The sequence below is a fragment of the [Mycobacterium] fortunisiensis genome (assembly GCF_019050325.1).
Lineage (GTDB): Bacteria > Actinomycetota > Actinomycetes > Mycobacteriales > Mycobacteriaceae > Mycobacterium > Mycobacterium fortunisiensis.
In genome coordinates, this window is record NZ_VOMB01000020.1 from 331,738 (window position 1) to 356,048 (window position 24,311).

20 protein-coding genes and 1 tRNA gene are annotated in these 24,311 nt (G+C 67.4%); 10 read left to right on the forward strand and 11 right to left on the reverse strand.

What is annotated here, in order from left to right:
• Nucleotides 1-6 precede the first annotated feature (6 nt).
• Nucleotides 7-1,542, reverse strand: coding sequence for a serine/threonine-protein kinase (locus tag FR943_RS17600; protein WP_217159478.1), 1,536 nt, complete (start codon nucleotides 1,540-1,542; stop codon nucleotides 7-9).
• A gap of 181 nt (nucleotides 1,543-1,723) precedes the next feature.
• On the opposite strand from FR943_RS17600, the gene FR943_RS17605 reads away from it, so the two are divergent.
• Both FR943_RS17605 and FR943_RS17610 read left to right on the forward strand, forming a co-directional pair.
• A complete protein-coding gene (locus FR943_RS17605; protein ID WP_217159480.1) occupies nucleotides 1,724-3,673 on the forward strand; it encodes an ABC transporter ATP-binding protein/permease in 1,950 nt (649 codons plus the stop codon).
• Between the two features lie 164 nt (nucleotides 3,674-3,837).
• A complete protein-coding gene (locus tag FR943_RS17610) occupies nucleotides 3,838-6,684 on the forward strand; it encodes an MMPL/RND family transporter (protein ID WP_217159483.1) in 2,847 nt (948 codons plus the stop codon).
• Between the two features lie 25 nt (nucleotides 6,685-6,709).
• On the opposite strand, the gene FR943_RS17615 is transcribed toward FR943_RS17610, so the two are convergent.
• A complete protein-coding gene (locus FR943_RS17615; protein ID WP_217159484.1) occupies nucleotides 6,710-7,270 on the reverse strand; it encodes a TetR/AcrR family transcriptional regulator in 561 nt (186 codons plus the stop codon).
• A 79-nt stretch (nucleotides 7,271-7,349) separates the two neighbouring features.
• Here FR943_RS17615 and FR943_RS17620 point away from each other — a divergent pair, with 79 nt between their 5' ends.
• Together FR943_RS17620 and FR943_RS17625 are read left to right on the forward strand one after the other, a co-directional pair.
• Complete coding sequence (locus FR943_RS17620) at nucleotides 7,350-8,561, forward strand: FAD-dependent monooxygenase (protein ID WP_217159486.1); 1,212 nt, start codon at nucleotides 7,350-7,352, stop codon at nucleotides 8,559-8,561.
• A 23-nt stretch (nucleotides 8,562-8,584) separates the two neighbouring features.
• Nucleotides 8,585-9,175 (forward strand): hypothetical protein, encoded by a 591-nt coding sequence (locus FR943_RS17625; RefSeq protein ID WP_217159489.1) that lies wholly within the window; start codon nucleotides 8,585-8,587, stop codon nucleotides 9,173-9,175.
• Nucleotides 9,176-9,222: 47 nt separating this feature from the next.
• On the opposite strand, the gene phoA is transcribed toward FR943_RS17625, so the two are convergent.
• Nucleotides 9,223-10,728, reverse strand: a complete 1,506-nt coding sequence (gene phoA / locus FR943_RS17630) for an alkaline phosphatase (protein ID WP_217159491.1) — start codon at nucleotides 10,726-10,728, stop codon at nucleotides 9,223-9,225.
• A 217-nt stretch (nucleotides 10,729-10,945) separates the two neighbouring features.
• Between phoA and FR943_RS17635 the strand changes: the two genes are divergently transcribed.
• The 3 genes from FR943_RS17635 to FR943_RS17645 all read left to right on the forward strand — a co-directional run bounded on the left by FR943_RS17635 (nucleotide 10,946) and on the right by FR943_RS17645 (nucleotide 14,354).
• Complete coding sequence (locus FR943_RS17635) at nucleotides 10,946-11,422, forward strand: hypothetical protein (RefSeq protein ID WP_217159493.1); 477 nt, start codon at nucleotides 10,946-10,948, stop codon at nucleotides 11,420-11,422.
• A 209-nt stretch (nucleotides 11,423-11,631) separates the two neighbouring features.
• Nucleotides 11,632-14,112 carry a penicillin-binding protein gene (gene ponA2, locus FR943_RS17640; protein WP_217159495.1) on the forward strand — a complete coding sequence of 827 codons (2,481 nt, stop codon included), beginning with the start codon at nucleotides 11,632-11,634 and terminating at the stop codon, nucleotides 14,110-14,112.
• 38 nt (nucleotides 14,113-14,150) lie between these two features.
• Entirely contained in the window at nucleotides 14,151-14,354 is a 204-nt protein-coding gene (locus FR943_RS17645; protein WP_217159735.1) for a DUF6131 family protein, read from the forward strand.
• 61 nt (nucleotides 14,355-14,415) lie between these two features.
• Here FR943_RS17645 and FR943_RS17650 read toward each other — a convergent pair whose 3' ends face one another.
• Both FR943_RS17650 and FR943_RS17655 read right to left on the reverse strand, forming a co-directional pair.
• Nucleotides 14,416-15,120 (reverse strand): sensor domain-containing protein, encoded by a 705-nt coding sequence (locus FR943_RS17650; protein WP_217159497.1) that lies wholly within the window; start codon nucleotides 15,118-15,120, stop codon nucleotides 14,416-14,418.
• 136 nt (nucleotides 15,121-15,256) lie between these two features.
• Nucleotides 15,257-15,330, reverse strand: a tRNA-Ile gene (locus FR943_RS17655).
• Nucleotides 15,331-15,422: 92 nt separating this feature from the next.
• Here FR943_RS17655 and FR943_RS17660 point away from each other — a divergent pair.
• The gene (locus FR943_RS17660) at nucleotides 15,423-15,803 is read left to right on the forward strand and encodes a phage holin family protein (RefSeq protein WP_217159498.1); all 381 of its coding nucleotides are present in this window, start codon (nucleotides 15,423-15,425) and stop codon (nucleotides 15,801-15,803) included.
• 26 nt (nucleotides 15,804-15,829) lie between these two features.
• Nucleotides 15,830-16,858 (forward strand): threonine aldolase family protein, encoded by a 1,029-nt coding sequence (locus FR943_RS17665; RefSeq protein WP_217159499.1) that lies wholly within the window; start codon nucleotides 15,830-15,832, stop codon nucleotides 16,856-16,858.
• Nucleotides 16,859-16,860: 2 nt separating this feature from the next.
• Here FR943_RS17665 and FR943_RS17670 read toward each other — a convergent pair whose 3' ends face one another.
• Genes FR943_RS17670 through FR943_RS17690 form a run of 5 tightly spaced genes read right to left on the reverse strand, consistent with a single transcriptional unit; the run spans nucleotide 16,861 to nucleotide 21,549 of the window.
• Nucleotides 16,861-17,070 (reverse strand): hypothetical protein, encoded by a 210-nt coding sequence (locus FR943_RS17670; RefSeq protein ID WP_217159500.1) that lies wholly within the window; start codon nucleotides 17,068-17,070, stop codon nucleotides 16,861-16,863.
• 30 nt (nucleotides 17,071-17,100) lie between these two features.
• Nucleotides 17,101-17,928 (reverse strand): carboxymuconolactone decarboxylase family protein, encoded by an 828-nt coding sequence (locus FR943_RS17675; RefSeq protein WP_372448171.1) that lies wholly within the window; start codon nucleotides 17,926-17,928, stop codon nucleotides 17,101-17,103.
• Nucleotides 17,929-17,952: 24 nt separating this feature from the next.
• A complete protein-coding gene (locus FR943_RS17680; RefSeq protein ID WP_217159502.1) occupies nucleotides 17,953-18,657 on the reverse strand; it encodes a YwaF family protein in 705 nt (234 codons plus the stop codon).
• Between the two features lie 16 nt (nucleotides 18,658-18,673).
• Complete coding sequence (locus tag FR943_RS17685; RefSeq protein ID WP_217159503.1) at nucleotides 18,674-20,035, reverse strand: metallopeptidase TldD-related protein; 1,362 nt, start codon at nucleotides 20,033-20,035, stop codon at nucleotides 18,674-18,676.
• Nucleotides 20,032-21,549 carry a TldD/PmbA family protein gene (locus FR943_RS17690; RefSeq protein WP_217159504.1) on the reverse strand — a complete coding sequence of 506 codons (1,518 nt, stop codon included), beginning with the start codon at nucleotides 21,547-21,549 and terminating at the stop codon, nucleotides 20,032-20,034. The genes FR943_RS17685 and FR943_RS17690 overlap by 4 nt, the downstream gene beginning before the upstream one ends.
• A 71-nt stretch (nucleotides 21,550-21,620) precedes the next feature.
• On the opposite strand from FR943_RS17690, the gene FR943_RS17695 reads away from it, so the two are divergent.
• On the forward strand, nucleotides 21,621-23,288 hold the full coding sequence (locus tag FR943_RS17695) for a sulfatase-like hydrolase/transferase (RefSeq protein ID WP_217159506.1): 1,668 nt from the start codon (nucleotides 21,621-21,623) through the stop codon (nucleotides 23,286-23,288).
• 81 nt (nucleotides 23,289-23,369) lie between these two features.
• Here the strand turns inward: FR943_RS17695 and FR943_RS17700 are convergent, their stop codons facing one another.
• On the reverse strand, nucleotides 23,370-24,104 hold the full coding sequence (locus FR943_RS17700; protein ID WP_246585079.1) for a cutinase family protein: 735 nt from the start codon (nucleotides 24,102-24,104) through the stop codon (nucleotides 23,370-23,372).
• Nucleotides 24,105-24,311: the final 207 nt, after the last annotated feature.

Below are 24,311 nucleotides of genomic sequence, written 5' to 3' on the forward strand. Positions count from 1 at the left end.
AGCCGATCAGCGTTCGCCGTACTCCAGCGGCGGTTCGGACGAGTCGACGTGGCCGTAGCTGCTGATCGTCAGCCCGTCGGGCCCGACCTCGTAGCGGGCCCCATCGTCCGGATTGACCGCGACAAAACCGTTGCCGGAACGTTCGGCGGTGGGGATCTGAAGGTTGGCGCCGTCGCTCAACCGCTCGCCGCGGTAGGCGAAGTTGTCCGGGCCGGTCTGGCAGATCACCGCCAGGGAAGACTCGGTGCGGATCACCGCAGCCGGTGTGCTGCCTTCGGGACAGCGGGCGGTGTGCCCGACGAATCCCTGCTCGTCGGTGCCGCTGACGTCCGCGGTCGCCGACCCGGCCGTGGTCGTGGTGGTGGTCGTCGTCTCAGCGTCCGAGCCCGGTGTGGTCGGTGCGGTGAGCGGCTCCCGGGTGGAGGCGCCATCACCTCCGCCGGCGAGCAGGGCCGCCAGGACCGCGGCGACGCCGAACAGCACCACCGACACCAGGATCAGGGTGAGCTGGCCCCGGCTGAGACGCCGTCGGCGCGGCGTGGCCCGGGGTGGTTGCGGTGCAGCCGGGCCGGCGGCGGGCGGTGTCGGTGGGTACGGGGTGTAACCGGTGTGCTCCGGGTTGGGGTAGACCGTCGAGAACTCGCGGGTGCCCACCGGCGGGGACTGGGGTGGCGGCGGCACCGGTGTGGGGGCGGGCGTCGTCGGCCCGGTGGCGGCCACCCGGGCCGCCCGGGACAGCTCCCCCGCACTGCGGTAGCGCTGGGTGGGGTCCTTGGCCATTCCCTTGGCCACCACGTCGTCGAAGCCGCGCGGGATCCCGCGGCGCATGATGCTCGGCCGCGGCGCCGGGGAGAACATGTGCGCACTCATCAACTGGCGCAAATCCCCGGTCTCGAACGGCGGCCTGCCGATCAGCATTTCGTAGAGCAGGCAGGTCAGCGCGTACACATCGGCGGCCGGTCCGACCGTCCCACCGGAGAACCGCTCGGGCGCCATGTAGGCGCTCGATCCGATCAGCACGCCGGTCATCGTGACGCTGGCCTCACCGCCGACGTGGGCGATGCCGAAATCCACCAGGTAGGCGAAGTCGTCGGGGGTGAGCAGGACGTTCTCCGGCTTGATGTCGCGGTGGACGAGCCCGTCGGCGTGGGCGGCATCCAGTGCCGCGGCCACCTGGGCGACGATCGAAGTGGCCCGCGCCGGGTCCAGCGGACCGTTGCTGCGCAACAGCTCCTTGACGCTGGCGCCCTCGACCAGTCGCATGTCGATGTACAGGACACCGTCGATCTCACCGAAATCGTGCACTGGGATCACGTGTGGTTCCTGCAGTCGCGCCGCCACCCGGGACTCGCGGCGGAACCGCTCCTGAAAGCTCGTGTCGGCGGCGATCTCGGTGCGCAGCAGCTTGACCGCCACCATGCGTTCCTTGACCGTGTCGTAGGCGCGGTAGACCTCGCCCATCCCACCGACACCGATGAGGGATCGCAGCTCGTAAGGCCCGAACCGGGTACCGATGCGCGATGCGCCGGGGGGCGTGGGCATTCAACGATCCTTCCAGGGTTCCAGCGGTGTATCGGTGACGAGGATAGAGATGTTTCGCCCCGGTCCCGTGAAACCGCCGGTCGGCTCGACCGCGCGGCATGAGCGGCAACGCGGCGGATTGCTGTCACTATTGAGCAGCAACCCGCCGCGTCAGCGGTTTTCCACCCCTGGAGAGGCATCGGTGAGCGACCTGAAACCGTTCTCACCCTCGATCGACTGGGGCACCGAGCTCCTGCATTCCCTGTGGTGGCTGGCCCAGGCCTGGACGATCACCGCCGCCTGCACGCTGGCCGTGCTGGTCCTGCTCGCCCGGTTCACCACCTGGGGCCGGCAGTTCTGGGCCGTCACCGGCGCCTACTTCACCGGACGCCACAGTGTGAAGCCGTGGCTGATCCTGTCGGCGATGCTGCTGTCGGTGATCATCGGCGTGCGGCTGTCGGTGTTGTTCAGCTACCAGGGCAATGACCTGTTCACCTCGGCGCAGGTGGCCGTCGAGGGCCTGGCCACCGGCAACGACGCGGTGCGCGACTCCGGGATCCGGGGGTTCTGGGTGGCGCTGCTGACGTTCGCGGTCCTGGCCGCCATCCTGGTCACCCGAGTTCTGGTCGACCTGTTCATGACCCAGCGCTTCATGCTGGCCTGGCGCGCCTGGCTGACCGACCGGCTCACCGGCGACTGGCTCGAGGGCCGCGCCTACTACCGGACCCGGTTCATCGACAACACCATCGACAACCCGGACCAGCGCATCCAGTCCGACATCGACGTGTTCACCGCGCTGTCGGGGCCGCAGCCCAACACCCCGCATCAGACCAGCAACGGCACGTTGCCGTTCGGCGCCATCTCGTCGATCGTCTCGGTGGTCTCGTTCACCTCGATCCTGTGGAACCTCTCGGGCGACCTCAGTCTCTTCGGCGTGCAGATCCCCCGGGCGATGTTCTGGTCGGTCTTCGTCTACGTCGCGTTCGCCACCGTGATCGCCTTCGCCCTGGGCCGTCCGCTGATCCGGTTGTCGTTCAACAACGAGAAGTTCAACGCCGCGTTCCGGTATGCGTTGGTGCGGCTGCGCGATGCGGCTGAGTCGGTCGCGCTCTACCGCGGCGAGAAGGTCGAACGCTCGGCGCTACGGGGCCGGTTCGCCGCCGTCGTCACCAACTACAAGCACTTCATCAACCGCACCATGGTGTTCACCGGCTGGAACCTGTCGATGAACCACATCATCATTCCGCTGCCGTGGATGCTGCAGGCCCCGCGGCTGTTCGCCGGGCAGATCCAGCTCGGCGCGGTCAACCAGTCGGTGGCCGCGTTCGGCGCCATCCAGGACGCGCTGTCGTTCTTCCGCAATTCCTACGACACGTTCGCCGGGTATCGCGCGTCGATCATCCGATTGCACGGTTTGGTCACCGCCGATGAGCAGAGCCGCGAATTGCCCAAGCTCGACGTCACCGGGCTGACCGCGGGCTCCGACAGCCTGGTCGAACTCGGCGACGTCGAGGTCCGCAACCCCGAGGGCGAGCAGCTGATCGATGACCTGTCCCTGCGGCTCGGTGTCGGCGACGCGATGATCATCACCGGCAAGTCAGGGGCCGGCAAGACCACGCTGTTGCGCAGCATCGCCCAGTTGTGGCCCTACGCCTCGGGCACGGTGCAGTGCCCGCAGGGCGCCAACGAGACGCTGTATCTGTCCCAGGTTCCCTACGTGCCACTGGGCGATCTGCGGACCGTGGTCTCCTACCCCCACCAGCCCGGCCGGCTGTCCGACCAAGAACTCAAGGACGCGTTGCTGGCGGTGGCACTGCCGCGGTATGTCGACCGGCTCGACGAGGAGGGCGACTGGGCCAAGGTGCTCTCCCCCGGCGAACAACAGCGGGTCGGATTCGCCCGGGTGCTGCTGACCAAACCCAAGGTGGTGTTCCTCGACGAGGCCACCTCGGCCCTCGACGAGCCGCTGGAGTTCATGATCTACAGCCTGGTCCGTCGAGAGCTGCCCGACACCGTGTTGGTCAGCGTCACGCACCGCAGCACGGTCTATCGTCACCACAACACACATCTGGAACTCCTCGGCGGGGGCAAGTGGCGGCTGGGCCGCGTCGATGACACCGAAGTCGACGACACCGAACCGGCCGGCGTGTAGCGGATGTGACGGGCCGCACCGAAACACCTGTTGAGCGAGGCTGACGGCCCACAGGTATCCCCCGTCTGGTAAGACGGTGGCACGACACGACGTAGTAAGGGAAGGCTGCGCACACTGCCCCACGGCTGCGTCGCGCTCTCCCGACCGACCACCAAGGGTTCCTGATGGCCGATTCCAGAGCCCCCCACACGGGGGTTGCTCGATGGATCCGTCGATTCGCCATTCCGGTGATTGTCGGCTGGATCGCGCTGCTCGCGTACCTGAGCGCCACCGTCCCGCCGCTGGATGTGGTCGGCCAGATGCGTTCGGTGTCGATGAGTCCCGACGACGCACCGTCGGTGATCGCGATGAAGCGCGTCGGCCAGGTGTTCGACGAGTTCAAGTCGGACAGTTCGGCGATGATCGTGTTGGAGGCCGAGGACAAGCTCGACGCTGATGCTCACCGGTTCTACAACGACATGATCGACCGGCTCGAGGCCGACAAGAAGCACGTCGAGCACGTCCAGGACTTCTGGGGCGACCCGCTGACCGAGGCCGGCGCGCAGAGCAACGACGGTAAAGCCACCTACGTACAGGTGTATTTGGCCGGCAACATGGGTGAGGCGCTGGCCAACGAATCGGTGGAGGCCGTTCAGAACCTCATCGCCGATCTGTCGCCACCGCCCGGGCTCAAGGTGTATGTCACCGGGCCCACCGCGCTGGCCGCCGACCAGCAGATCTCCGGTGACCGCAGCGTCAAGATCATCGAGGCGGCCACCTTCGTCGTCATCATCACGATGCTGATGCTCGTCTACCGATCGATCATCACGGTGATCCTGGTGCTGCTGATGGTGGTGATCGAGCTCTCGGCGGCCCGGGCCGTGGTGGCCTTCCTCGGTTATCACGAACTGATCGGGCTGTCGACCTTCGCGACACAGCTGTTGGTCACGCTCGCCATCGCCGCCTCCACCGACTACGCGATCTTCTTGATCGGGCGATATCAGGAAGCCCGCAGTATCGGCGAGGACCGAGAACAGGCGTACTACACGATGTTCCACGGCACCGCGCACGTGGTGCTGGGCTCGGGTATGACGATCGCCGGCGCGACCTTGTGTCTGCATTTCACCCGGCTGCCGTATTTCCAGACCCTCGGTATCCCGATGGCCGTCGGTATGACGGTCACGGTGCTGGCGGCGCTGACCCTGGGGCCGGCGATCATCACCGTGGCCAGCCGGTTCGGCAAGGTACTGGAACCCAAGCGCGCCATGCGTATCCGGGGCTGGCGACGGCTCGGGGCATTCGTCGTGCGCTGGCCCGGACCGGTGCTGCTGGGCACCATCCTGTTGTCGTTGGTCGGCCTGCTCACCCTGCCCGGCTACCGGACCAACTACAACGACCGCAACTACCTGCCGCAGGATCTGCCGGCGCAGGAGGGCTACGCCGCGGCCGACCGGCACTTCTCGGCGGCCAAGATGAACCCCGAGCTGCTGCTCATCGAAACCGATCACGACGTGCGCAACTCGGCGGACTTCCTGGTGATCGACCGGATCGCCAAGCGGGTCTTCGAAGTGTCGGGCGTGGGCAGTGTGCAGGCCATCACCCGTCCCCAGGGCGAACCCATGGAATTCAGCACGATTCCGGCCCAGATGAGCATGGGCGGGGTCATGCAGACCATGAACCGCAAGTACCTCACCGACCGTGCCGACGACATGCTGCTGCAGGCCGCCGACATGCAGACGACGATCGACACGATGGACCGGATGATCGTGCTGATGAACGAGATGTCCGGCATCACCCACGGCATGGTCGGCAAGATGGACCAGATGGTCCTCGACGTGGCCGAATTGCGGGACCACATCTCCGATTTCGACGACTTCCTGCGCCCGTTGCGCAATTACCTGTACTGGGAACCGCATTGCTACGACATCCCGGTGTGCTGGACGATGCGCTCGGTGTTCGACGGTCTCGACGGTGTCGACACCATGACCGAGAGCATCCAGCAGCTGATGCCCGACATGCACCGACTCGACGAGCTGATGCCGCAGATGGCGGCGATGATGCAGCCCCAGATCGAGATCATGCAGCAGATGAAGACCAACATGCTGACCATGTACCAGACCCAGAAGGGTCTGCAGGATCAGATGGCGGCGATGCAGGACAACCAGACCGCCATGGGCAAGGCCTTCAACGACTCGCTCAACGACGACACGTTCTACCTGCCGCCGGAGACCTTCAACAACAAAGACTTCAAGCGCGGCATGAAGAGCTTCATCTCGCCTGACGGTAAAGCCGTGCGGTTCATCATCTCTCACGAGGGAGACCCGCTGACCCCGGAGGGCATCAAGCTGATCGACGGGATCAAGCTGGCCGCCAAGGAGGCCATCAAGGGCACGCCGTGGCAGGGTTCGAAGATCTACATGGGCGGCACCGCCTCGGCCTTCAAGGACATGCAGGAAGGCAACAACTACGACCTGATCATCGCCGGCATTTCGGCCCTGTGCCTGATCTTCATCATCATGCTGATCATCACCCGCAGCCTGGTGGCCGCCGCGGTGATCGTCGGTACCGTGCTGGTCTCGCTGGGAACGTCGTTCGGTTTGTCGATTCTGGTGTGGCAGCACCTGATCGGGATCGAGCTGCACTTCATGGTGATGGCGATGGCGGTGATCGTGCTGTTGGCCGTCGGCGCGGACTACAACCTGCTGCTGGTGGCACGGCTGAAAGAAGAGCTGCCCGCAGGCATCAACACCGGCATCATCCGCGCCATGGGTGGCAGCGGATCGGTGGTGACCGCAGCCGGGTTGGTGTTCGCGTTCACCATGATGTCGATGGTGGTCAGCGAGATGACGGTGGTCGCCCAGGTCGGCTCGACGATCGGGCTGGGCCTGTTGTTCGACACACTGGTGATCCGGTCGTTCATGACGCCCTCGATCGCGGCGTTGATGGGCCCGTGGTTCTGGTGGCCGCAGCGGGTGCGCCAGCGCCCGGCGCGCGGCGTGGTGGCCCAGGCGATGGCGCGGGCCAACTCCTAGCCGCCGCGCTGTCCGGCGGGCTCGGCTATCCGACGGCCGCGGCGATCAGCAACGCGGCGGCGGCGTCGACGCGTGAGCGGTCCTCGGTGACGAGGCTGTCCTGGAACAGCCCCCGCAGGCCCGAGACCACCAGGGTGGCGCGGGCACGCGCGTCGTCGACGCCGTAGCCGAGCTGGGTCAGGGTCGCCGCGATCGGGTCGATCATCACCTCGACAGAGGTTTGGGCGGCCGCGCCATAGGTCTGCGGGTCGGTGATCGCCAGGCTCAGGACCTGGAGCAACAGTCGCACATTGCGGCGTTCGCCGCCGCGGGTCAGCTCCCGCCACAACGTGCGGGCGGCCGCGACGAATTCGTCTGTGCTGGTGACACCGGCGAACATCTCCCCCAGTTGTGGGCGGCTGGCCTCCAGCGCTTGCGCCAACAGTTCGGCCCGGTCCCCGAAGTAGTACAGCAGCATGCGCTTACTGGTGCCCAGGGCCTGGGCCATCGGGGCCAGCGACATTTCGCCGATGCCGTGCTGCTCGAGGTAGTCCACGACGTCGTTGAGCAACGCTTCGCGTTTCCCGGGATCGGCGGTGCGAGCCACCCCTTGACCGTACCGATCGGTACATCTATAGTCAATGACGTACCGATCGGTACAATTATCGGGGATCGAGGAGGAACTCATGACCGGGCTACGAGTTGCCGTGGTGGGTGCCGGTATCGGCGGATTGACCGCGGCGATCGCCATGCGCGCCAACGGAATCGACGCGACCGTGTACGAACAGGCGCACGAACTCAAAGCGCTCGGCGCGGGGGTCGCCATCGCCACCAACGGTTCCCGCATCCTGTCCCGGCTCGGGGTGGGCGACGCGGTGGCCGCGATCGCCGGACCGGTCACCCACTACCAGTTCCGAACCTGGCAGGCCACGCCGATCGCCGGCGAACCCTCGACCCTGGGCTTCGACGATCCGGCGCGCACCTGGTGCCTGCACCGCGGTGAATTTCAGAAGGCACTCGCCGACGCCCTGCCCGCCGGAGCGCTGCAGCTCGGCCGCTCCTGCGTCGGCGCGAGTGAGGACAGCGACGGGGTGCATGTCGAATTCGCCGACGGCACAACCGTTGACGCGGACCTGCTGGTCGGCGCCGACGGTATCCACTCGCGCCTGCAGGGCAAGGTGACCCGCGCGGCCGAACCCGTCAGCGAAGGGATCATGGCCTACCGCGGCCTCATTCCGGCCGAACGGCTGCACGGTATCGCCGACATGAATGCCAGCTCGATGTGGCTGGGCCCGGCACAGAGCTTCCTGGCCTACCCGGTGTCAGCCGGCCGTTTCCTCAACATCGTGGCATTCGTGCCCACGAATCTCTCGGTGGCCGAATCCTGGACCGCCCCTGGTGATGTCGCCGAGCTCGCCGCCGCCTATCGGGATTGGGACCCCAAGGTTTCAGCGATCATCGGCGAGATGGATTCCACCTTCCGCTGGGGAATCTACGACCGGGAACCGCTGAACCACTGGTCGACCGATCGCATCACGCTGCTGGGCGACAGTGCCCACGCCGTCACGCCGCATCTCGGGCAGGGCGCCAACCAGGCCATCGAGGATGCGATGACCCTGGCCGTCGCCCTGCGCGAAGCCGACGCCGGCGATCTGGGACCGCGACTGCGCCGCTACGAAGACCTGCGCATGGAGCGCACCGGACTGGTCCGCCGGCAGGCGCGCGCCGCCGGACGCATCTACCGCTCGACCGAGCTCGGCCCGCGGGCCCAGGCCGAGCAGCTGCGGGCGATCCTCGACAGCGTCGCCATCGACACCTACGACGCCGAGCGGGTGGCCGAGCAGGCAGGCCTGGCCGCCTGCGGTCAGCCGGCCTCGGCGGTGACGTCGAACCGGTAGCGCGCGGCGGGGTGTTCCCGTACATGACCCGCAAGCTCAAAGACGATGATCTGATTTTCATCAACTATGGCTACGAAGAAGAACCGCCGCTGAATCTGCCGCTCTCGGCAGAAGACGAGGCCAACCGGTACTTCATCAACCTGTACCACGTCACCGCCGCCCAGACCGACATCCGTGGCAAACGAGTCTTGGAAGTGGGTTGCGGCCACGGCGGCGGCGCCTCCTACCGATTCCCGCGGTTTCTGTCGGAGGTGAACCGTGTACTGCGCCCCGGCGGAGATTTTCTCTACGCCGACCATCGGCAATCTCACCGGATCTCGGCCTGGGAGCACGATTTGGCGAACGCTCCCCTGCAGATGGTTTCGCATCGGGTGATCAATGCCGAGGTCGCCCGCGGTATCGAGAAGAACATGGATTGGGCCCGCTACACCGCTGAGCGGACGGCGCCCCGATTGCTGCGGCCGCTCGTCCTGCGCGGGCACAAGGTGGTGCAAGAACGCCTGGAGAAGGGCAGCACGGAGGCAGACGTCGCAGGTTCGTCAGAGTCGCACAACGGCTCTCCGGACGGCTCCTGGGATCATTTCCGCCTGTACCACTTCACCTCCGCGCAGTGACTCAGGCACCGTGATCCCCACCGGCCGAGCGTGACACCGCCGGCCGGTCAGTCCTCCTTGAGGCCCAGCGCACGGGTCACCGTGAAGAACAGATCGCTCTGATCAGTCAGGCCGACGATGTTCGCCGCACCGGGTCCGTAGGCGGCGACGCGCAGCTGGGATCCGGTGTGGCCCTGGTCCATCGCGTCGAGGTTGTCGGAGGTGCCGTAGGAGATCGTCAGATCCTGTCCGTCCCGGCTGCGCAATACCCGCGTCAGCCCCGGGTAGATGGCGTCGCGGGTGACCTCGAAGGGCAGCTTGGCCTCGGCGGCCGCGGCACGGACGTCGTCGACGGTGGTGGTCTCCACGATCTGGCTGCTGTGGGCGTGGTCCGCGGTGACGATGACCAGGGTGTCCTTGTTCTCCTTGGCGAAGTCGAGGGCCACTGTGGCGGCCTCGTCGAGGTCGACGGTCTCGCCGATCTGTCCGCACGGGTTGGCGGCGTGATCCTGCTTGTCGATCGATGCGCCTTCGACCTGCAGGAAGAAACCGTCGCCGTCGCCCTTGAGCAGGTCGATGGACTTCTTCGTCATGGCCGCCAGGGTGGGCACCGAGGCGTTGCGGTCCGGGTTGTCGCGGCACTCGACGGCCGGTTCGAGGTACCCGCCCTTGCCGGCCACCGGCCCGTTCCACCGCGTCGGCATGTTGCCCTCGGCGAACAACCCGAGCAACGGGGCATCCTGGTCGGCCGCGTCAGCCTTGTCGAGCTCGTCGGCAGTGCGCACGATGGTGAAGCCGCGCTCCTTGGCCTGGACCTCCAGCGTCTTGCCCTGGTACTCACCGGCTTTGGCGACCTGCTGGAAGGTCTCGGCGCCGCCGCCCATCACGACATCGGCACGGGTCGTGAGCAACTGCTCGGTGATCGACCCGCGGCCGCCGCGCTCCAGGGCATTGGCCGGGCAGTCTGCGCTGGTTTCGTCGGGCCCGTAGCAGTCACGTTCGGTGACGTGAGCGAGTTGTACCGCAGGCGTCGCGTCCTGGATTTCGGCGGTGGTGATGTCACCGGTGGCCTTGCCGGCCTCCTTCGCAAGCTCCAGCAGGGTCTTCTGATCTGTGCCGTGGATGTCGACGGCGATCGCGCCGTTGTAGGTCTTGGTGCCGGTCGCCCAGGCCGATCCGCTGGCCGCCGAGTCGGTGACGTAGGTCGGCTTGCCGTTCTTGTCCAGCGAGTAGTGGGTGTACTGGCCGGTCAGCGGGAAGGCATCCAGGCCGGCGAAGGCGCCGCCGGCGCCGTGCGCGTAGTTGCGGGCCACCGTGATCTCGGAGTCACCCATGCCGTCACCGATCAGCAGGATGACATTGCGGGCTCCGCTGTTCTTGATGGAGTCGGCGATCAGCGCGCTGCGGTCGTCGCCGGCGCGGGTCGCGCCACCGTGTTCGGACAGCGTCCCCCTGGCGGCCGGGTCGAGCAGCGGGAGGGTCGCGCCGCCGGTGTCGGTGTCGCCACCACATGCCGCAGCCGCGACTGCCGTGCACATCAACATTGCGGCCACCTGGTAGCGCCTGCGCCTCATCCATGTCTCCGTATCGTCGTCGTCTCCAGCGAGCCCACACATGGTTGAAGCCACAGGTGAACCGACGCTTGCCCGACAACCGACACCCGGGTAACGGCAACCGAACAGGTCGCCGGTGATGTCGTTGCGACAGGAACTACCTGCACATTCGTTGCTCGATTACGTCCGGATGCCGCGGGCGGCGTTGGTACCGTGCGGCGAGGCGGACGGGGGCCTCATGACGCAGCGCACCACCACCTGTTTCATCGCGGCGATGACGATCGGTCTGGCCGTCACGGCCTGCAGCTCGGCGACCGAGACGACCACCCAGGCGGCCACCGACACCGCGCACGCCACCTCGGCCGCATCCGGCGCCGAGCAGCTGACGTCGCTGTTGCCGACGCCGGGCGACGTCCGGCAGACGACGGGGCCCGACGACATCGCCGACGGCGGGATCCACCTGCATTACCAGGTCCACGGCGCACCCAACGACGTGATGGCCGCCTACACGTCGGCGCTCGAGGCCAAGGGCTGGGCGCTCACCACGATCATCAGCTCCAGCGGCGGCGGTGGTGGCGGCGCCACCTACACCGGTACGCACGACGACGCCTACGGTGTGTTCGACGGCGGCGGGTATGCCGACAGCACCTACATCGACGTCTGCGCTTGGCCGGCCAAGCCGGCAAACCCCAATTGCAGCCGCGGAGAGCGCTGAACGGCGGTGGGCGACACGCCCTGCCGGTTGGTTGCCCGCCGGCACCCCAATCCGGTTGCCGGACCTGACAATTAGGCCGAAATCAGCTGGGCCGGGCGGCACCGGGCGCCCGGGAGAACTGTGCTCGACGGCGCTGCGGCGGCCACGCAGCTAACACGCTGCCGGCGATATGCACACCGGTGGCGGTCAGCCGCCTTAGGCTTGAGGGCATGTCCGGCCCGCCCGTTTGGTCGAGGTCTACGGTAGCCAAGCTGGCCACCCACTGTGTGCTGGCCGGATTGCTCGTTGCCACACTGCTGTTCCCGGTTGTCGGCGGGGTGGGGATCATGACGGCCCGGCTCTCGGACACGGTGGCCCAGGATTCCGCCGAGGTACTGCAGGGCGACGCGCCGATCATCACCACCATGGTCGACATCACGGGTCAACCGATCGCCTGGCTGTACGACCAACGGCGCTGGCTGGTGCCGAGTGACCGGATCGCCGACACCATGAAGCTGGCGATCGTGTCGGTCGAGGACAAACGCTTTGTCGAACACAACGGCGTCGACATCCAGGGCACCCTCAACGGGCTTGTCGGGTATCTGCGTGGGGTCGACGAGGTGCGTGGCGGCTCGACGCTGGAACAGCAGTACGTCAAGAACTTCAACCTTCTGGTCAACGCGAAGTCCGGCGCCGAGCGGCGGGCCGCCGTCGCGATCACCCCGGCGCGCAAGCTCCGCGAGATCCGGATTGCGCTGGCACTGGACAAGACGTTCTCCAAAGAGGAGATCCTGACCCGGTACCTGAATCTCGTGTCGTTCGGCAACGGCTCGTTCGGTGTCCAGGACGCGGCCCGCACCTACTTCGGTGTCGACGCCGCCGACCTCAACTGGTCGCAGGCCGCGCTGCTGGCCGGCGTGGTGCGTTCCACCAGCGCCCTGGATCCCTACGCCCACCCGGATGCCGCCCTGGCCAGGCGCAACGTCGTGCTGGACACCCTGATCGACTACCTGCCGGACCGGGCGAACGAACTGCGCGCGGCCAAGGCCGCGCCGTTGGGGGTGCTGCCCCAGGCCGAACCGCTGCCACAGGGCTGTATCGCCGCCGGCGACCGCGCGTTCTTCTGCGAATACGTGCTGCATTACCTGGCGCGGGCGGGGCTGACCATGAAGGACGTCGCGCGCAACGGATACCTGATCCGCACCACGCTGGATCCCAAGGTGCAGGACAGCGTCAAGTCGGCGGTCGACAAGTTCGCCAATCCGTCCACCGAGGGCGTGGCGAGCGTGATGAGTGTGATCACCCCCGGCAAGGACGCCCACCGGGTGCTCGCGATGGCCGACAGTCGCACGTATGGGCTCGACCTCGACGCCAACCAGACGGTGCGGCCGCAGCCGTTCTCGTTGGTCGGTGACGGCGCCGGGTCGATATTCAAGATCTTCACCACCGCCGCCGCCCTCGAAATGGGGATGGGCATCAACACCCGACTCACCGTCCCCGGGTTTTTCCAGGCCAAGGGGCTGGGCAGCAGTGATACGCCCGGGTGTCCACGGGAAACCTGGTGTGTGCGCAACGTGGGCAACTACGGCAACCCGCTGAGCGTCACCGATGCGCTGGCCCAATCGCCCAACACCGCGTTCGCCAAACTCATCTCGCAGATCGGGGTGCCGCGGGCGGTGGACATGGCGGTTCGGCTCGGTCTGCGGTCCTACGCCGAACCCGGCAGTGCCCGCGACTACAACCTGGACAATCCGGACTCCAACGAGAGCCTCGCCGATTACGTCAAGCGCCACAACATGGGGTCCTTCACGCTCGGACCGATCGAGCTCAATGCGCTGGAGCTGGCGAACGTGGGCGCGACGCTGGCCTCGGGCGGCACCTGGTGCCCGCCGAGTCCGATCGACAAGATCTTCGACCGCAACGGTCACGAAGTCGGGGTGGAGACGATGCCCTGCGATCAGGCGGTGCCCGAGGGGCTGGCGAACACGTTGGCCAACGCCCTGAGCAAGGACGACACGAACGGCACCGCTGCCGGGGCGGCGAGCTCGGTCAACTGGAAGCGTCCGATGTCCGGGAAAACCGGTACCACCGAGGCGCACCGGTCATCGGGGTTCCTCGGTTTCACCAACCGCTACGCCGCGGCGAACTACATCTTCGACGATTCCTCCACACCCAGCGGCCTGTGCTCGTACCCGTTGCGCAAATGCGGCGAGGGCGACCTCTACGGCGGCACCGAACCCGCGTTGACCTGGTATGCGGCCATGGACCCGATCGCCGGCCAGTTCGATCCGGTGGCACTGCCTCCCACCGATCCGCGCTATGTCGAGGGTGGTCCCGGCGGGGAGGTGCCCAGCGTCTCGGGCATGAAGGTCGATGAGGCGCGTAAACGGTTGCTGGATGCGGGTTTCCAGGTGGCCGACAGGCCCACGCAGGTCAACAACACCGCTCCGCGGGGTTCGGTGGTGGGCACGACTCCCAGCGGCAGGACGATCCCCGGCTCGGTCATCACGATCAACACCAGCACGGGCTACGTGCCTCCGCCCCCGGTCTACACCCCCCGTCCGGAGGCCCCGCCCCCACCCGGAATGCCGCCGCCACCCCCGGACAATGTGATCCTGATCCCGGGCCTGCCGCCGATCACGCTCCCGGGCGCACCGCCTCCGCCGCCGCCTCCAGAACCGCCGCCACCACCACCGCCGCCTCCGGCGTGAGACCCGCGCCGGTACGGCAGGTTTGAAATTCGACGGACGTGGCAATTCTTGTCTGCGACAGGGTTCCTACGTCGATCGGACTGACCATGATCGTGCTCGGCATCATTCTTCTGTTGATCGGCTATTTCGCCGGTATCTCGATCCTTTACACGATCGGGGGCATTCTGGTGGCGATCGGCATCATCCTGTGGATTCTCGGGGCGGTGGGCCGCCCGGTGGGGGGACGCAAGGTCTGGTTTTAGGACCGGTACCGCCATACCGTCAACCGCCGGCCGCGATGGGGTTATTGCCCCATCGCGGTCGTCATCTCGCTGACGGGGACTCCACCCGCGTGGCGATCTGATCGGCGATCGCGGTCGCCGAATCCGCCGGCTTCGCACTGCAGGTGTTGACGTCGACGATCACGTTGTTGCGGACGGCCAGGGCCCGCCCGCAGGCCCAGCCACCGGCCCGGGCCTCCAACTGGGTGTTGACCACGCTCAGCATGCCGCCCTTGTTGGCGATGGGCCCGACTTCCCACTGCGTGCCGGATTGGGTATGGGAGTAGCTGTGGCACTGTGTCCACTGCTGCGCCGAGGCGTCGAAGAACGCCTTGGCCTTCTCGGCATCGGGGTAGAGCACGACCGCTTGATGTGCGTAGTGGGTGAAGTCGTCGCCGTTCTTGAGCGACACGTCACGCACCGCGGTGAATCCGCTGTCGGCATACACCAGGGCCTGGGCGGCACCGTCGAGCGCCAGGCACTCGCGCGGCTGCATCGTCGCGCTGTCGTCCGGCAGGTCGGATCGGGTGCTGGTGACGGTCATGCCCGCGATGCCCATCACGGCATCGATCTGTTCCGGGGCGAGCAGCAATTTCGGCAGGGCACGATCCAGCAGCGGGGCGGGTGCGAACGACGTGATCATCGGTCTGTCGGGGGTCTGCGCGGCCGGCTTTTCCTCGGCGCCGCCACACCCGGCAGCGGCAGCGCACAGCACGGAAGCGGCAATTACGGTGGTCAGACGACGCATTCGGTCCCCCAGTCCAGCAGTGAAGCACGTGTCGCTAATCCTAGAGAAACAGTGAATTCAACCATTCCGCAGAACATCCGGCAGAAAACTTCAAGTTTTTGCCCGATCGTTACGATCTGTCCGGATCGAGCCGAAGTGGGGCGGGCGGGGCTCGAACCCGCGACCAATGGATTATGAGTCCACGGCTCTAACCGACTGAGCTACCGCCCCGGCGCAGCTGCGCGGCAATATGGTCCCACACGCCGCTGGCTGCGACGCCAATGAGGGGCCGCCGGCGGTGCGGCCCGGGCTACGCTCACCGCATGGTCCGCTTTCTGCTGCGTATCGCGATCTTCCTGGGCTCGGCTGCCATCGGATTGTTGGTCGCCGCGTGGCTGGTCCCCGGCGTCTCGGTGTCGGCATGGGGGTTCGTCACCGCGGTGGTGATCTTCGCCGTCGCACAGGCGATCCTGTCGCCGTTCTTCCTCAAGATGGCCAGCCGTTACGCCTCGGCGTTCCTGGGCGGTATCGGACTGGCCTCGACCCTGGTCGCCCTGGTCCTGTCCGCGACGCTCACCCACGGGCTGAGCATCCACGGGATCGGTTCCTGGATCGCGGCCACCGTGGTGGTCTGGCTGGTCACCGCCCTCGCCACGGTGCTGTTGCCGGCACTGCTGCTCAAGAAGAAGGCCGCCGCGGCCTAGCCAGGGCGACCCGCGCCGGTGGAATCATGGCGGACGTGCCTTCTCACGCGTTCGCCTCCGACAACGCCGCCCCCGCACACCCGAGGGTGATCGATGCGATCGCTGCGGCCAACGACGGCGCGGTCGCGTCCTACGGCAACGACCCCGCCACCGAGCGGGCCGCCGCGGCCATCCGGGCCGCCTTCGACTCCCCCGGCGCCGACGTGCTGTTCGCCCTCACCGGCACCGCCGCCAACATCGTCGCGCTGGCCTCGGCGGTCCGGCCGTGGCAGGAAATCCTGTGCAGCGATGTGGCGCACTCACTGATCGACGAGGCGGGCGGGCCGGTCCGGCTGTCCGGCGCCCCGCTGACCGCGTTGCCCAGCAATGACGGGTTGATCGATCCGGCCGTGCTCGACACCGCGGTGGCACGGCGCGGCCCGGTGCATCATTCGCAGCCCCGGATCGTCACCGTCACGCAGTCCACCGAGAACGGGCGCGTCTGGACTCCGCAGGCGATCAAAGACTTCGTCGACCATGCCCACGATCTCCAGCTGCTGGTCCATGTCGACGGCTCCCGCCTCGCCAATGCGATTGCCGCCCTGGACATCCGTCCGCCCGAGGCGATCGGCGACGCCGACATCGTCACGGTGGGCGGCACCAAGAACGGCATGCTGATGGGGGACGCGATCCTGGTGCGCCGTCCCGAGCTGTTCGACGGTATCCGCTTCGTGCAGAAACAGCTCGGGCAACTGGCCAGCAAGCAGCGCTTCGTCGCGGCCCAGTTCGAGGCGCTGCTGCACGACGGACTCTGGTTGCAGACCGCCGCCCAGGCCAATCGGATGGCCGCCCGGCTCAGCGCGGGATTCGCCGCCCTCGGGCTCAGGCTGGCCACACCCACCGAAGCCAACGAGGTTTTCGTCGACCTCGAACCTGCTGCCCACCAGGCCCTCTCGGCGGTCTACGCGCTGCACCGTCCCGACCCGCGACTGCCCACGGTGCGGTTCGTCTGTTCGTGGGCCACCACCGAGGACGACGTCGACGCCGTTCTCGCGCTGCTGGCGCCCTCGACCTAGCCCTAGCGCTGGCCCTCACTCAGCCGCGCGAGCGTGCGTGTCTGTGCCCCGCCACGCCGCATTTCACCGGCATCATGGGCGTGCTCGCGGCAATCCAGCGTGCGCGGTGTGAGTGTCAGCGCGATATCCAGTGCCGCTAACCAACGCAGTTTCACGCTCGTGACGTGATGGCGAGAAACCGCCTCGAGTTTCGCCGCCACCACGTTACGCACGCGGCACGCCGGGCTTGAAACCCGAGAACCTCAGCTGTAGATCGGCTGACCGTCGTCGCCGAGCCGGTACTGTTCGGTGCCCTCGTCCACCCGAGCCTCGTCGACACCCAGGGCGACGGCCACCTTGTTGCACGCGTTGCGCATCACGTCGAGGGTCAATTCGACCGCTTCGTCCTGCGAGAAGTGTTGCCGCAGTTCGTCACCGGAAACCTGCGACGGCGTCCAGATCAGCGCATCCACGTACCGCAGCGCGGCTTTGTGCCGCTCGGACAGCTCGGAGCTGTCGAAGTCGTCGATGCTGTCGTAGACCGACTCGGTGGCGCCGGCCTCCAACGCCGCGGCCTCGCGCAGCGACTTGCACAGCCGGCAATTGTGCTGCCGGGCGCCACGCAGCCGCACGATTTCGGAGGTCACCGGATCCAGCGCACGCATCCGTCCCACCGCGGGGACGAAAGAGTCCAGCACATAGTCGGCCGGGTTGGTGTGGTGATCCCACTCGACGGGCCCGGCAGGCCAAACCACCCCGAGCGCCGACAACCCGGCACGCACCCGCGGCAGGAAATCGGCGATGTAGATGAGTGTCGACACCGTGAACACGTCGGCCCCGAGCAGGTCGGAGAAGGCGGCCCGCTGCGCGGCGTTGATGGCCGTGACGTCGACGGTGAACTGTTCGGCAAACTCGGTCACCATCGGATCGACGGCGCCGCCGCGGGTCTCCGCCGGCAGCGGCGGCAACCCAAGCGCCGACGCACACACCTCACGCACCGCGGCGTTGATGTCGGCCAGCGGTGGCGGTGACACTGCGACCAGGTGGGTCAGTTCCCCGAGTAGAACGGCAGGCACACCGGCAGTATCCATCACCATCGACAGCGATGGGGAGGTTTACCGCGGCGCAGCGTTTCGCCCGGCCCGACGGGCCCACGGCCAGGTCATGAGCGCCCACACCACCGCCACCGCGGCACTGGCCACCAGCACGTACACCGGCCACGGACCCATCAGATCGAGCAGCGAGGCGGTGGCCGGTTTGGCGTTGAGGAAGCCGTAGTTGGTGCCCGCCCACCGGTTGAACACCATCGTGGTCACCGCCCACACCGCGGTCACCAGCACCACGAGCCGGTAGCCGCGCCAACTGGGCCGCATCCCCCGGCCCCAGGTCAGATAGATCGCCGCCCAGACCACCAGCAGATGGATCGACCAGAAGGCGAGGAACTCGTAGTGCGGGAAGTCGGGACTCTTCAGCACCGGCGAGATCAGCGCCTGGGTGCTGAGCACCAGACCCCAGTAATAGGTGAGCACATAGGCCCACTGTCGCTGCGACCACAGCGCGTAGGCGCCGACGACGGTCGCCAGGTCGGTCAATCTCAACGGCACCGATCGTTCGAGCGACGGTGGGACGAGGATGTAGACGAGCATCGCGGCGTAGACCACTGCGGTCAGCCCGCCCAGGATGCGGCCGAACGCCCGCGACTGGTGCGCGCTCTGCCGGCGGCCCAGCCAGACCAGCAGCACCGCGCCGGCGACGAAGACGGCGATCGCGGCCCAGTGCGACGGGCCGTAGACCGTGAATTGCCGCTGCGCCGTGATCATCCCCGGCCCCGTGCGCTCATTGCGCCTGGCTCACCGAGGACATGTGGAAGTCCGGGATGCGCAGCGTCGGCATGCACGCGCGGGTTGCCCAGTCGCCCCACTCGCGGGGCAGGGTGACCTCGCTGACGCCGGCCTCGGTGGTCCGGCGCAGCAGGTCCAGCGGGCTCTCGTTGAACCGGAAGTTGTTCACCGCGGCACTCACCTCGCCGTCCTCGATCAGGTAGACCCCGTCCCGGGTCAGCCCGGTCAGCAGCAGCACGGTCGGGTCGACCTCGCGGATGTACCACAGCGTGGTCAGCAGCAGACCGCGTTCGGTGCCGGCGATCATGTCGGCCAACTCCGTTGTGCCACCGGTCATCAGCAGGTTGTCGGCAGGCACCGCCACGGGTGTGCCGTATTCGGCGGCCACGGCCCGCGGATAGGCCAGCGCATTGACCACCCCGTCGCGGACCCAGTCCACCCGGTCGATGTCCATGCCGTTGTCGAAGATCGACACCCGCTCCGAAGAACTCGCTACTGCGACGAACGGTTGACAGGCCAGCGCGTCGGCGACCGGGTCCGAATACAGGGTCAGCCCCAGATCGGTGAGCCGCTCCCCCACCCGGGTGCCGCCGGGTGCTGACAGCGCGGTTCGGCCCTCCTGCGCGCCGCGGCCATCCATGGTCCAGGTCAGGTAGATCATCATGTCGGCCACCGTCGAGGGCGGCATCAGCGTCTCGTAGCGGCCGGCCGGCAACTCGACGGTGCGCTGTGCCCAACCCAGCTTCATCGACAATTCGTCGAGCAGCGAATCCACCTGAACGTCAAGGAAATCGGGGGTGCTGACCCCGGCCCACACGCTGGCCCCGTCACGTTTGGCGTTGATCTCCACCGACCCGGTCGGCTGGGTGTAGCGCCGGCGCACGCCCGTCGAGGTGGCCACGAACGTGGTCTCCATGACGTGCCGGGCATACCCGTAGAGCTGGTCGGACCCGGCGAAGCCCTTGGCCAGGTCCCCGGCGATACCGCTGAAGACCTGTGCCCCGGTGCCCGGGACCGGCGCGTCCCAATCGGCGGGCAGGTCGGCACCCGGCAACGGAGGCGCAGCGTCGCGGGCCTCGGGCGAACTCGCCGCGGCCCGCTGCGCAGCGGCCACCAACTCCGGGATCACCGCCGGATCCACTTCGGTGGAGCGCACCGAACCGACATGTGCCTGCTCACCGCGGCGCACGATCGAGATCACCGTGGTGGTTCGGCTGACGGTCTCCCCGTTGGTGGTCATCGAGTTGCCGGCCCAGCGCAGTGACGCATCGGCCCGGTCGGTGACCACAACGATTGTCTCGCCGTCTCGGCCGGCGGCGTCGAGCGCGATGTCGATGACCTGCTGTGCGCCGATCATCGGCCGCCCTCCGTCCGGGTGTTCAGTACGTTGATGCCACGGAACAGCGCGCTCGGGCAGCCGTGGCTGACCGGGGCCACCTGACCGGGCTGCGCCTTGCCGCAGTTGAACGCCCCACCGAGGCGCCAGGTCGACGGCCCGCCAACGGCTTCCAGAGCGCCCCAGAAGTCGGTGGTGGTGGCCTGGTAGGCCACGTCCCGCAGCTGCCCGTCCAGCCTGCCGTCGCGGATCCGGTAGAACCGCTGGCCGGTGAACTGGAAGTTGTAGCGCTGCATGTCAATTGACCAGGATTTGTCGCCCACGATGTAGATGCCGTCGGATACCCGCGAGATCAGATCGGCGGTGCTGAGATCCTCCGGACCGGGCTGCAGCGACACGTTGGCCATCCGCTGGATCGGCACGTGGTGCGGCGAGTCGGCGTAGGAGCAGCCGTTGGAGCGCGCCTGACCCAGCCGGGGCGCGAACACCCGGTCCAGCTGATAGCCGACGAAGATGCCGTCGCGCACCAGGTCCCAGCTCTGCGCACGCACCCCTTCGTCGTCGAAACCCACTGTGGCCAGACCGAATTCGACGGTACGATCGGCGGTCACGTTCAGCATCGGTGAGCCGTAACGCATGGTGCCGAGCTTGTCCGGGGTGGCGAACGAGGTGCCGGCATAGGCCGCCTCATAGCCGATGGCCCGATCGTATTCGGTGGCGTGCCCGATGGATTCGTGGATGGTCAGCCACAGGTTGGACGGGTCGATCACCAGGTCGGTGGGACCGGCGAGCACCGACGGGGCCTTCGTTTTCTCGGCCAGCAGCGTCGGCAACTCGGCCAGCTCGGAGGTCCAGTCCCACACGTCATCACCGGCCAGCGCCTCCCAGCCGCGCGCCGTCGGCGGCGCCAGGGTGCGCATGGTTTCGAACGATCCGGCCGCGGAGTCGACGGCCACCGCCTCCATCGTCGGCATCAGCCGGACCCGCTGCTGGGTGATCGACGAGCCGAACGTGTCGGCGTAGAACGTCTGTTCTTTGACCGCGTGCACGCCCGCCGACACATGATCGACGCCATCGGCGGCCAGCAATCGACCGGAATACTCGCCGAGCAGGGCGATCTTGTCGGCGGCGGGCACCGTGAATGGGTCGACGCGGTAGTCGGACACCCAGGTCACGTCGGCGTAGACCGGCTCGGGCGCCAGCTCGATGCGCTCGGCGTTCAGCGGCGCCAGCGCGGTGGCCACCTGCACGGCCCGGCGCGCGGTCTCCGCGGCCACCCCGGGAGCCAGCTCGGCGTGGGAGGCAAAGCCCCAGGCGCCATCCACGATCACCCGCACCGCCAGGCCGACCTCCCGGTTGACCACGGAGGTCTCCAACTCGCCGTCGCGCAACTGGATGATCTCGGTGGTGATCCGGTGAATCCGCAGATCGGCGTAGCCGGCTCCGGCTGCGGCTGCCGCGGTCAGCGCCGCGTCCGCCAGCTCGGAGCGGGGCAGCTCCAGAAAATCGGCATCGACATGTCTTTGGGCCGTCACGATTTTCCACAGTAAACGGTGCTCGACGCCAAACTCATGCCGCGCACAGGATGACCCCTTAGCCTGACTAAATGGCAGAGATCAGCAGACGGACGGTCCTGGGTGGTGCCGCGGTGGCCGCCGGTGCGGCGGCAGTGGGATTCGGCGGCTACGAACTGCTGGGGCGACGCGGCACCGAGTCGGCCGGCCGGCCCAACATCCTGGTGGTCATCGTCGACCAGATGCGGGCGCCGCAGTGGTTCCCCGACGCTGCACAGCTCGGGGCGATGCTGCCCAATCTCGACCGGCTGCGGACCCGCAGCACCGTCTTCGACTCGCACTACAGCGCGTCGAACATGTGCACACCGTCACGCGGTGTGCTGACCACCGGGCTGTACTCGCACCAGACCGGATGCCTGTACACCGGCGAGGGGCCCACCGAGTCGACGCTGGCGGTCCGCTTCCCGACCTGGGGCACGATGCTGCGCGACGCCGGATACCGCACCTGGTGGTGGGGCAAGTGGCACCTGGGCAGTGCGGCCGACAACACGCCCGACGGCCTGGACGTGCACGGCTTCTCCGGCGGCACGTACCCGTCCCCCAATGGCGCGCCCAATCAGGGCCTGCAGCAGGACCCCTCGATCGTCGACCAGTTCGCCGGGTGGTTCGACGCCCACGCCACCGACGGCCCATGGTGTACCACGGTGTCGCTGGTCAATCCGCACGATATCTGTTGGTGGCCGAAAAACCCGCTGCCAGAGGATGTTCCGCACGTCTTCAGCGCGAAACCGGTGAACTTCGAGACCGCCGAGGATCTGCACCGCCGCGGCAAGCCCCAATTGCAGATCGACTACCTGAACTTCATGTCACCGTTGATGACGGGCGCGATGGACTACACCGGACCCGAGGCGGCCGCGCAGTGGGCACGGTGTCTCGATATGTACCTGTGGTTGCAGCAGCAGGTGGACACCCAGATCGGCCGGGTGCTCGACACCTTGGCGGCGCGGCCGGACGTCGATGACAACACCGTCGTGGTGTTCACCTCCGATCACGGTGAATACGCCGGCTCGCACGGCCTGCGCGGCAAGGGCGCCGCGGTGTACGAGGAGAGCATCCGGGTACCGCTCTACATCCGCGATCCCTCCGGCCGTCTCACCCCGGCTGCCGGCGAGACCCGTTCGCAACTCACCTCCAGTGCCGACCTGGCACCGTTGCTGCTGACCATTGCCCACGGCGGGTCAAGTTGGCGGTCGGACTCTCGCTACTCCTACCTCGCCGGCCGCGGGGACATCGCCCGCATCGCCGCCGACGCTGCGGCACCGGGGCGGCCGTGGATAGCGCATGCCACCGACGACATGTCCGTGGAAGAGATGGCGGCGTTGCTGAAATCCCCGCTTGCGCAGAAGATCTTCGGCGCCGCCGGACCGCCGACGGACATCCCGACCTCGGCACCCAGCCACATCGTCGCGGTGCGTACACCCGGCGCCAAACTCGGCATGTACACGTACTGGAAGCCCGGCGGCATGGAGATCGACACCTCGCGGCCCATCCAGCACGAGTTGTACGACTACGAGTCCCCGTCGGGCATACACGAACTGGACAACCTGGCCGGCCGCAGTGCCATGCAGGCCGAGCTGCAGGGCCTGCTCGACCACGAGGTGCTGCCCGAGCTGCGGGCCCCCCTGCCGGAGTTTCTCAACGAGGCGCAGGAGCAGGGGTTGGCGAATATGCGGGAGCTCGCGGAGCTGCGCGGAGGCTGAGCCGACAAATTCAGTACGGAGGCTGAGCCGACAAATTCAGTACGGAGGCTGAGCCGACAAATTCAGTATCGAGGCTGAGCCTCAGCTGGCCGTCTCCATCGCCGCTGCCGCCGACTCGCCGCCCAGTTGCCGGGCCGCGAAAACAGCTGCCTGGACCACCATCCCGTTGTCCTTGTAGGAACTGTGGGCAGAGCGGGTGAGCCCACCGGGGAAGCACACCGGGTCGCCGGTTGCGCACAGCTGGATGGCCTTGGCGCTGTACAGCTGGCCGATGGTGATCGGAGGCGCGTCACGATCCACGAGGCTCAGGAACCAATCGTCGGGCGTGCCGAACAAGGCCACCGCTGCGACGTGGGAGGCGATCGATGCCGGCATCGGGCCACTGATCCCGGCGGGCAGGCTGAAACCGGCCGGCACCGCGCCGGCGGTGGTGTAGCCGGCCACCGCGGCGCCCTGCGAATAGCCGCCGAGCACGATCTTCGTGGCCGGGCACTGCGCCGCGATCGCCTGGATCCGGTTGCTGGCATCGGCGACGCCGTCAACCGCCTGGCTGAAGTTCAGCGAGGCCGGATAGTTCACGCCGTACACGTCCACGGTCTTGCCCGGCAGCTCGGCGGTCAGCGCGTCGACGAACGCCTGCCCGGTCGCACCCACACCGGGCGCCTCGTTGGTGCCACGGGCGAAGACGACCTCCACATCGGCGCACCCGTCGTCGGCATACGCCGCGGCGATCGGGCCGGCCACAGCGCCGACGATCAGCGCCGTTGTGGCCGCCACGGTGAAGAACACGGAGCGAGTTCGTTGCGATGCGCTCATGGTCTGGTCCCACCCTCGTCCGTTCGCCATCGCCTCGATGTGGTGTTGGCTGCTACCTGCTACAAGTGGCACGCACCCGCGTCGATTCCGAAGCGGTCGAGTGATATACGCCATCTCGGCAATCTGTGCGCAACGGGATTGCCGGTGCGGAGTTCGGCGTTGCATCCGGTCACGTTCGACGCCGCACCACCGCCCACTGTCGCAATC